Source organism: Neoroseomonas rubea (assembly GCF_016106015.1).
GTDB classification, from domain to species: domain Bacteria; phylum Pseudomonadota; class Alphaproteobacteria; order Acetobacterales; family Acetobacteraceae; genus Neoroseomonas; species Neoroseomonas rubea.
The window spans coordinates 1-7,662 of sequence record NZ_JACADQ010000190.1 but is presented as its reverse complement, the minus strand read 5'-3'; the positions used below and the strand labels follow the sequence as shown (position 1 = coordinate 7,662).

Genomic DNA, 7,662 nt, shown 5'->3' with positions numbered 1-7,662 from the left:
CGCGCGGGCCGGCGTGACGCGGCGCCCATCGCGCGGGCGCCGGCCATGCTGACCTGCCGGGGCAGCCCCAAGCGCCTTCCTCCCCCACCGGTCCCCTGCCCCGGCGCGCGCCTCGACCCGAAGCGCTTCGTCGTGCCTTGCCGCCGCCAGAGGCAGACTGCCGCGCCATGACGATGACCCTTCGCCGCCCGCTCCTTCTCGCCGCCCTCGCGGCCCTTCCCCTGCCCACAACCGCCCGCGCCGCGACCACCAGCCTCGCGCTCCGCCCCGGCGGGCCGCGCGTGCCGATCGCGACGCGCACCCTGCCCGCCGAGCGCGGCGAGGCCTTCGCCATCGCCTTCGGCACGCAGGGCGAGATCCGCCTGCCCACCTGGTATGGCGACGGCCGCGTGCTGCGCGCCCTGCCGGTCGCGGGGCGGGAGGTGCTGCTCGCCGAATTCCAGGGCAACCGCGGCACCGGCGTCGCGCAGAAACTGGCCGCGGTGATCGGCTGGGACGACGCGGCGGGGCTCCGCATCCTGACCATCGAGACGCTGTCCTTCCGTGACGCGCAGACCAGCGCCGCATCCCGCCGCATGACGGGCGCGCTGGAGCCGACGACGGCCCGCGACGCGCTGCTGCTGCGCCATGAGACGGTGCTGCGCCGCGGCCGCGGCCCCGACCGGCGGGAAGCCTGGACGACGCGCCTCGCCTGGTCCGGGACCGGGCTGCCCACCGCCCCCGCCACGCCGCCCCGCGCAGGGGAAGTGCGGCTTCGCGTGGACGCGGCGCGCGCGCGCATCCACGCCCTGCTCGCCCCAGCGCCGGTGACCGATGCGACCGGCCTCGACTACGACGAGGCCGGCATCTGGGCCGTTGGGTACGCTGACGCGGTCAGCTGAAGGCGCGCGACGGCGCGGGGTCGAAGCCGTCCGGGGTGATGCCGCGCGGGCGGATCATCTCGTAGGGCGCGCGCGGGAGGAAGCGGCCGGTGCCCGGTTCGGCCTGCACCTTGCCGTCCTTCATCACCACATCGCCGCGGCGGATGGTCATGACGGGCCAGCCCGTCACCTCCATCCCCTCATAGGGCGTGTAGTCGATCGCGTGCTGCATCAGCGCGTTGGTGATCGTGACCTTCTTCTTCGGATCCCACAGTGCGAGGTCCGCGTCGCTGCCCACCGCGATCATGCCCTTGCGCGGCGCGAGGCCCATCAGCCGCGCGGGATTGGTGCAGGTCAGGCGCACGAACTCGTCGAGCGTGATGCGGCCCTTCGAGACACCCTCGCTGAAGATGATCGGCAGCCGCGCGGCGAAGCCGGGGATGCCGTTCGGGATGTCGCGGAACACGGCATCCGACCCGTTCTGCCGCTTGCCGCGGTCGCCCTCGAAGGAAAACGCGCAATGGTCGGAGGAGATCACGTCGAGCGTGCCGCGGCGGATCATCTCCCACACCCGCGCATGTTCCTCCTTCGTCCGCGGCGCCGGGCTGCACATGAACTTCGCCCCCTCGAAGCCGGGGCGGTCCATGTCGGCGGCGGTCAGCGCCACGTATTGCGGGCAGGTTTCGCCCCACACCTTCACGCCGCGCGCCTGGGCGCGGGCGATCTCCTCCGCGGCTTCCGCGCAGGACACGTGGAAGACCTGGATCGGCTGGTCCACGAGTTCCGCGAGCGCGATGGCGCGGTGCGTCGCCTCGCGCTCGACGACCGGCGGGCGCGCCCAGGCGTGGTATTTCGGCGCGGTCATGCCGTGCTTCAGCAGCTCATGCGTGCGCCAGTTGATGGCCTCGTAGTTCTCGCAATGCACGGTGACGAGGCAGCCCAGTTCGCGCGCCTTGGTCAGCACGCGGAGGTACTGCGCGTCCGACAGGTGCAGCGGCTCATAGGTCAGGAACACCTTGAGGCTGCGCACGCCCTCGGCCACCACGCGGGGCACTTCATCATCCATCACCGCGTCGGTCGGGTCGGAGATGATCTGGTGGAAGGAATGGTCGAGCATCCCGCGCGCCGCCCGCGCCCGGTAGTCGACGTAGCGGTCCCAGACGCCGAATCCCTTCCATTGCGGGATGAAGCAGACGACGGAGGTCGTGCCGCCCGCGAAGGCGGCCGCCGAGGCCGTGGCGAAGGTCTCCTCGTTCACCGTGACCGGCGGCTCGGCCGCGCCGGTGCTGGCATAGCCGCCGCGGGAGGGTTCCTCGATATGGCAATGGCTGTCGACGCCGCCCGGCAGCACGAGCAGGCCGTCCGCCTCCACGACACGCGCGGCATCCGCGATGCGCTCGGCCAGCGCGACGATCCGCCCGTCCTTCACGCCGATGTCGCAGCGCACCGTGCCGAAGCCCGTCGCCACCTGCCCGCCCCGTACCGCCAGGTCGAATTCCGCCATGGTCTGCCCCCGTCTGCTGCACCGCGAGAGTGCGGCGCGGCAGCCGCCGCGACAAGCCTCAGCGCGGCGTGATGATCAGCTGCATGCCCCCCCGCGGGCGCAGCGCGAGCCGGCAATTCGGCCGCGGCGTGAAGCCCGGGGCGAGGGCGAAGCGGAAGCGCCGGAACAGGGTGGTAACGAAGGTCCGCACCTCCGCCGTGCCGAAGGCGGCACCGGCGCAGATGCGCGGCCCGATGCCGAAGGGCAGGTAGGCGTAGCGCGGCCGCGGCCGGGCCTGGGGGCCGAGGAAGCGCTCGGGGCGGAAATGGTGCGGGGCTTCCCACAATTCCTCATGCCGGTGCAGCAGCCAGGGCACCGCGAGCACCACATCCCCCTTCCGAATGCGCCAGCGGCGGATGCGGTCCGGCTGCGTCGCCTGGCGGGCGAGCACCGCGACGGGGGGATAGAGCCGCATCGCCTCCTGGATGAAGGCGCGGGTGTAGTCGTGGGATTTCGAGGCGCGCACCTCGATCGCGATGCGGTCGGCCGAGGGCGGGTGCAGCGCGGCGAGCATCGTCGTCCAGGTCAGCGTGATCGCGGCCCCCTCGCTGCCGGCGAGCAGCAGCATCACCACCTCGTCCAGCAGCCTTTCGCCGGCGAGGATGGGCGAGCCGTCCTCCCGCCGTGCGGCGCGAAGGGATGCGAGCAGCGGCGTGCCGCCCTCCGGCCCCGCGGCGGCGATCAGGGCGGCGACGCGCGCGCGGATCTCGGCGGCCAGGCGATTGGCGCGCGCGCGGGTCAGCCAGCCGGCGACGTCCGGCAGGCCGATCAGCCCGAACAGGTCCACCACCTCGGCCGTGTCCTGGTAGGCGGTGAAGGTGCGCGCGATCTCGGCCGCTTCCTCCCGCGGCACGCCGGGGCCGAAGACGGCGAGCAGCATCACCCGCGTGATCGCCGCGGCATAGGCGACCGCGACGTCGACGGGCCCTTCGGCGCGGGCGAAATCCTCGGCCAGTTCACCGGCCGCCTGCTCGAAGCAGGGCTCGAAGCCCGCGACGACGGAAGGATGCAGCGGGGGGACGATGGCGCCGCGCTTTTCCGCCCAATCCTCCCCCGAGGCGATGAAGGCGCTGCCGCCGATCACCGGCCGCAGCGCATCCTCGAGGAAGCGGCTTTTCCGTTGGTAGGTCTCATGGCGGGTGACGAAGACCTCCCGCACCACGTCCGGGGTATTGGCGACGAGGATCAGCCGCCCGGGCAGGCGGGCGGAGAAGACCTGCCGGCGATAGGCGTCCTCGGGGAAGATCGAGAGCACGTCCCGCCGCGCCTGGAGCAGGCCGGCGAAGGCCGAGAGCGCGCGCCCGACCGGCGGCGGCATCGGCGGGATGAAATCGGCGGCGCTGGCATCCATTGCGATATCACAATGGTACCGCGCGCCGCGGCGCCTGTCACCGCCGGTCGGCGGCTTCCGTCCCGTAGCCGCGGCCGTAGCGGCGTTCGAGGCGCCGTTGCACGAAGTCCCAGGCGGAGGTCATGAGCAGGTAGTAGATCGCCGCGACGACGAAGAGTTCCAGCACCAGGAAGCGTTCCTGGATCAGGATCTGCGTCCGGCGCAGCAATTCCTCCATGCTGATGACGCTTGCGACCGAGGTGGTCTTGAGCAGCCCGTTCACGGAATTGCCGAGCGGCGGGATGATGATGCGCAGCGCCTGCGGCCAGACGACGAGGCGAAAGGCCTGGACGCGCCGGAGGCCGAGGGCCAGCGCCGCTTCCCGCTGCCCCTTGGCGACCGAGAGGATGCCGGCGCGCACTGTCTCGCTGAGATAGGCGGCCTCGTTCAGCGAAAGCCCTAGGAGTGCGGCCTGCACCACGCTGAAGCGCAGGCCGAACAGCGGCAGGCCGGTGTAGATGATGAGCAACTGAACCAGCAACGGCGTGCCGCGGAAGATCCAGCAGTAGAAGCCCGCCGCGCCGGACAGCGCGCGGTTGCCCGACAGCCGCATCAGCGCCAGCCCGATGCCCAGCACCAGCCCCGCGGCGAGCGACGCCGCGGTCAGCCAGAGCGTGGTCAGCGCGCCTTCCAGCAGGAAGGGGTTCAGGAGGTAGTCGAAGAACCCCTGCCAGGACCAGACCTGCACCCTTCAGGCGATCACTGCGGCCCGACCACGGCGAAGCCGCCTTCGGCGAGCGAGACGCCGTAGCGGTCGAACAGTGCCTTGAGGCTGCCATCCTGGTTCATCTGCACGAGCACGCGGGACACCGCCTCGGCCAACGGGCGGGAGCGGAAGGCGAGCGCGGCCGGCGTCGGGAACAGCCCGTGCAGCACGCGCGGGAACTCGCCGCGCTGGTCGAACTCTGCCGCGACCGCGTCGATCGAGGTGACGGCTTCGACCTGCCCCGCGCGCAGCGCCTGGAAGGCGAGTGCGAAATTGTCGAAGGTGCGGATGTTGATCGGCCGCCCGCCCGCCTGCTGGAGCGTCTGGCTGATCTCGCGCAGGCGGCGCTCCTCGAAGCCGCCGATCTCGACGCCGACCGTCCGCCCCGCCAGGTCCTGCTGCGCGCGGATGTTGAGCGGATTGCCGCGCGCGGCGGAAATCGCGACCGCGTTGTTCTCGTAGCGGATCATGTGCATCATCCGCGCGCGTTCTTCCGTGTAGAAGATGCCGGTGTTGATCATGTCCCAGCGCCGCGCGGCGAGGCCCGGGATCATCGCGCTGAACTCGATCCGCACATATTCGGGCGTGAGGCAGAGCCGGCGCGCGATCTCCGTCCCCAGCTCGACCCGCATCCCCTGCAGCTGGCCCTGCGCGTTGACGAATTGCAGCGGCGGCAGCGTCGGGTTTGTGGACATCACCAGCGTGCGCGGCTTGACGAGCTCGCTGTCCGGCACGGCCGGCGTGCAGGCGGGCGCCTGGGCGAAGGCCGGGCCGGCGGCGAGCGTCGCGGCGGCGGCCGCGAGAAGGATGCGACGGTTCATGCGGATGTCTCCCTGCTATTCCGCCGCCTGTGCGGCAATGCCCATCAGCCCGATGCCCTGCAAGACCTGCGCCAGCGCCGGCATGTCCGCCGAGGGCAGCGGCAGGCGCGGCGGCCGCGGCGGGCCCATGTCCATGCCCATCAGCCGGAACGCCGCCTTGGTGCCCGAGACGTAGCGCGGCCCGCCCACCCAGGGCAGCAGCGGTGCCAGTTTCCGATACAGCGCGAGCGACTTGTCCCGGTTCGCCTCGAAAGCCGCGGCGTCGAACATCTCGGATGACAGGCGCGGGGCGACGTTGCTGCACACCGCGACCCAGCCGATCGCCCCGAGCCAGGCGCTCTCGTAGCCGAGCACGCCGGCGAAGACCTCCATCCGCTCGCCGCAGAGCGCGATGATGTCGCGCACCCGCGTCGCCTCCAGCGTGCTTTCCTTGACGTAGCGGCAATTGGGGATGCGGCTGATCTCGGCCAGCATCGCGGGCGTCATGTCGACATTCGCGGTGGCCGGGTTGTTGTAGACCATGATGGGGATGCCGATGGCCTTCGCCACCGTGTCGTAGTGGTGCACCAGCTCCGCCAGCGTCGGCACGGAATAGAAGGGCGGGATGATCATCACCCCGTCCGCGCCCTGGGCTTCGGCTTCCTTGGATATCGCGACGACCTCCCGCGTATCCTCCGCCCCCGTGCCGACGACGACCGGCACGCGGCCCTTCGCGCTTCGGATCACCGTCTCGACGATCGCCGCGCGTTCCTCGCGCGAGACGGACAGGAACTCGCCCGTCGAGCCGAGCGGGATGAGGCCCCGCACCCCTTCGCGCACCTGGTATTCGACAAGCCGCGCGAGCGCCGCGTGGTCCACCGCCGAGCCGTCGGGCGTGAAGGGCGTGATCAGCACCGTATAGGTGCCGAGGAAGGGCTCTCGGGACATGCGGCCTCCGGGGATGGACGCGCGCGGGGCGCGTGCGATGATCGGAGACCCTTTTTCGGCACCCGGCAAGGCCATGCGTCTGACATCGCCCACCATCACCCGCGCCGCGGCGCCGATCCGCTTCACCTTCGAGGGCCGCGAGATCGAGGCGCTGCCGGGCGAATCCGTCGCCGCCGCGCTCTCGGCCGCCGGCATCCTCGCCTTCCGCAGCACGGCCAAGGGCGCGCCGCGCGGCCTGTGGTGCGGCATGGGCGCCTGCTTCGACTGCATCGTCACGGTCGATGGCCGCGCCGGGCAGCGCGCCTGCCTGGTGAAGGCGGAAGCGGGGATGCGCGTGGACGGCGCCCCGCCCGCCGAGCCCGCGCCACTTGCCGAACCGCCCGCCGCGATCGCCGAGCAGCCCTGCGACATCCTCGTCGTCGGCGCCGGCCCCGCGGGGCTGTCCGCCGCCATCGCCGCCGCGCGGGCGGGTGCGAAGGTGGTCGTGCTGGATGAACGGGGCGAAGCCGGCGGGCAGTACCTGAAGCCGCTCGCGAAGAGCCACGCCAACGCGGCGCCGGACGCACAGTTCCGCAAGGGCGCCGCGCTGGTCGAGGAGGCGCGCGCGGCGGGTGTCGCGATCCGCCAAGGGGCGACTGTCTGGGGCGGCTTCGCGCCGGACGAGATCGCAGCCCTCATCGACGGCACCGCCACCACCTTCCGCCCCAGGCGCCTGATCCTCGCCCCCGGCGCGCATGAACGCCCCGTCCCGGTGCCGGGCTGGACGCTGCCCGGCGTGATGACGACGGGCGCGATGCAGACGCTGGCTCGCGCGCAGCGCGTGAGCCCGGCGGAGCGCGTCGTCATCGCCGGCTCCGGCCCGCTCAACCTGCAGCTCGCCTGCGAATTGCTCGCCGGCGGCGTGCGGGTCGCGGCGGTGGTGGAAGCCGCGCCGAAGCCGGGGCTCGCCGCCTGGCGCGACATGCTGGCGCTGGCGCGGTCCTCGCCCGACCTCGCCTGGGACGGGCTGCGCTACCTCGCCACGCTCAGGCGCGCCGGCGTGCCCGTCATCTGGGGCGGCACGATCCTCGCCTGCGAGGGCACGGACCGCTTCGCCGCGCTGCGCATCGCGACCCCATCGGGCGAACGCCGCATCGAGGCCGGCGCCGCCGCGCTCAACATGGGCTTCCAGCCGGAGACCGGCCTCGCCCGCGCGCTCGGCTGCACGCAGCGCTTCGTCACGGAAGGCCCGGGGGCCGAGATCGGGCGGCTCGAGACCGAGACGGATGAGGAAGGCCGCACCAGCCTCGCCGGCGTCTTCGCCATCGGCGACGGTGCCGCGATCGGCGGCTCGCGCATCGCGCTCGCGCGCGGGCGGCTCGCCGGCCTCGCCGCGGCGCGGGAGATCGGCCTCGCCGCGCCGGAGGATGCGGCCG

7 protein-coding genes are annotated in these 7,662 nt (G+C 72.5%); 2 read left to right on the top strand and 5 right to left on the bottom strand.

Annotation, left to right across the window (positions count from 1 at the left end; all coding sequences use genetic code 11):
- The first annotated feature begins 167 nt into the window (after positions 1–167).
- Positions 168–881, top strand: coding sequence for a hypothetical protein (locus tag HW577_RS16390; protein WP_198377225.1), 714 nt, complete (start codon positions 168–170; stop codon positions 879–881).
- Here HW577_RS16390 and hydA read toward each other — a convergent pair.
- The 5 genes from hydA to HW577_RS16365 are packed head-to-tail and all read right to left on the bottom strand — an operon-like array spanning position 874 to position 6,247.
- Positions 874–2,364, bottom strand: coding sequence for a dihydropyrimidinase (hydA, locus tag HW577_RS16385; protein WP_198377224.1), 1,491 nt, complete (start codon positions 2,362–2,364; stop codon positions 874–876). The two genes, HW577_RS16390 and hydA, sit on opposite strands and share 8 nt — an antisense overlap.
- Before the next feature lie 58 nt (positions 2,365–2,422).
- Positions 2,423–3,754 (bottom strand): cytochrome P450, encoded by a 1,332-nt coding sequence (locus HW577_RS16380; RefSeq protein WP_198377223.1) that lies wholly within the window; start codon positions 3,752–3,754, stop codon positions 2,423–2,425.
- Between the two features lie 37 nt (positions 3,755–3,791).
- Entirely contained in the window at positions 3,792–4,481 is a 690-nt protein-coding gene (locus HW577_RS16375; protein ID WP_198377222.1) for an amino acid ABC transporter permease, read from the bottom strand.
- An 11-nt stretch (positions 4,482–4,492) separates the two neighbouring features.
- Positions 4,493–5,320, bottom strand: coding sequence for an ABC transporter substrate-binding protein (locus HW577_RS16370; protein WP_198377221.1), 828 nt, complete (start codon positions 5,318–5,320; stop codon positions 4,493–4,495).
- Positions 5,321–5,335: 15 nt separating this feature from the next.
- Positions 5,336–6,247 (bottom strand): dihydrodipicolinate synthase family protein, encoded by a 912-nt coding sequence (locus tag HW577_RS16365; protein ID WP_198377220.1) that lies wholly within the window; start codon positions 6,245–6,247, stop codon positions 5,336–5,338.
- 73 nt (positions 6,248–6,320) lie between these two features.
- Between HW577_RS16365 and HW577_RS16360 the strand changes: the two genes are divergently transcribed.
- Positions 6,321–7,662 (top strand): FAD-dependent oxidoreductase (locus tag HW577_RS16360; protein ID WP_198377219.1); only part of this gene is annotated, 1,342 nt, incomplete at its 3' end.

Coding starts and splice junctions, on each gene's coding strand:
- hydA (WP_198377224.1), bottom strand. CDS start 2,364: ATGGCGGAATTCGACCTGGCGGTACGGGGCGGGCAGGTGGCGACGGGC.
- HW577_RS16370 (WP_198377221.1), bottom strand. CDS start 5,320: ATGAACCGTCGCATCCTTCTCGCGGCCGCCGCCGCGACGCTCGCCGCC.
- HW577_RS16390 (WP_198377225.1), top strand. CDS start 168: ATGACGATGACCCTTCGCCGCCCGCTCCTTCTCGCCGCCCTCGCGGCC.
- HW577_RS16380 (WP_198377223.1), bottom strand. CDS start 3,754: ATGGATGCCAGCGCCGCCGATTTCATCCCGCCGATGCCGCCGCCGGTC.
- HW577_RS16365 (WP_198377220.1), bottom strand. CDS start 6,247: ATGTCCCGAGAGCCCTTCCTCGGCACCTATACGGTGCTGATCACGCCC.